The sequence below is a fragment of the Hallella mizrahii genome, from assembly GCF_009695775.1.
In the GTDB taxonomy this organism is placed as follows: Bacteria; Bacteroidota; Bacteroidia; order Bacteroidales; family Bacteroidaceae; genus Prevotella; species Prevotella mizrahii.
In genome coordinates this window covers 1-1,270 of the sequence record NZ_VUNG01000102.1, presented here as the reverse complement: position 1 = coordinate 1,270, position 1,270 = coordinate 1, and the positions used below count along the sequence as shown (strand labels likewise).

The window sequence follows — 1,270 nt, the reverse complement described above, 5'->3', positions numbered from 1 at the left end:
CCCCGCCCCTACTTTATCTTTGCAGTGTGAATATTTTAAAGGTTTATACCTTTAGTTTCATGGTTAATTTTTACCTTTGTTGTTGTAAGGAAAAGTTGACCACCGGAGGGATAATCTATAGCCCCTACTAGACCTCGAGCCTAACCTTCGTTATAGCCCCTCCGGATTGAAGCTGCAGAGACCAGGTAGGAAGTTAGGCTCGAAGCCTAAATAAAGTATTAGTCTGGACAACTTCTCGGTCAACTCGTTACTTACTTAATTAAAGGACAAAGTTATGAAGAAATTCTGTATTGGCATAGACATTGCCAAAAAAACTTTTGATGCGACTGCAATTTTCTTCGAATCGATAGATTCGTTGAACGAGGTTGGTTACAGACAGTTCGATAACAGCACGTCAGGCTTCAGAACTCTTGTCTCATGGGCAAAGAAGTTGTGCAAGCAATGCAACGGCAAGTTGTCGGAAGACGGGCTGTTCTGCATGGAGACTACCGGTGGATACGACAGGCAGATCTGTATGTATCTTCACGACAAAGGCCAGAACGTATGGCGCGAGAGTGCTTTGCAGATACACCGTTCCTCCGGGTTCAGACGCGGGAAGAACGACAAGGCCGACTCGAGGAACATATCAGAGTATGCGGCCAAACATCAGGACAAGCTTGTCCTTTTTTCGCCCGATCCGACGGTTATCATGGAACTGAAGGAAATAGTGAATTACCGCGCCACAATGGTAGAACGCCGAAAAGAGGCAAAGACAAGGCTGTCGGAAAAGAAGTTCACCACAGTACTTGGCAAATCGCAGACAGCACGCGCAATAAACAAAATGTCTGAATCCGAGATAAAGACACTCGACGAGATAATCGAAAAGTGTAACCAGGAAATCGAGCGCATTATCAACTCTGACGAGGACTTGAAGAGAAACTACCTGCACATGACTTCCATAAATGGCGTCGGCCTGGTCAATGCAGCTTGCATTATCGCATACTCGTCGAATTTCAAGAAGATAACCACACCCAACAAGATGTCCTGTTACGCAGGCGCTCATACGTTCTATGACGAATCCGGCACCTCTGTCCACAAGAAGGATCCAAGCAAGAACGTATGCTGTAAGATGATAAAGAACAACCTCAGAATGGCTGCCAAAAGTGCGATTATCTACAACCGAGAGATAAAGGCCTACGCCGACAGACTGGAAAAGAAAGGCAAGCCGTACAGCATTGTCCTCAACAACGTAATAAACAAACTCCTGCACATAACATACTCACTTGTAAAA

General features: G+C 45.3%; 1 protein-coding gene. It reads left to right on the top strand.

The annotated features are described in order from the left end of the window. Positions 1-274 precede the first annotated feature (274 nt). A partial coding sequence (locus FYJ73_RS15620) for an IS110 family transposase (RefSeq protein ID WP_154535662.1) occupies positions 275-1,270 on the top strand: 996 nt, incomplete at its 3' end.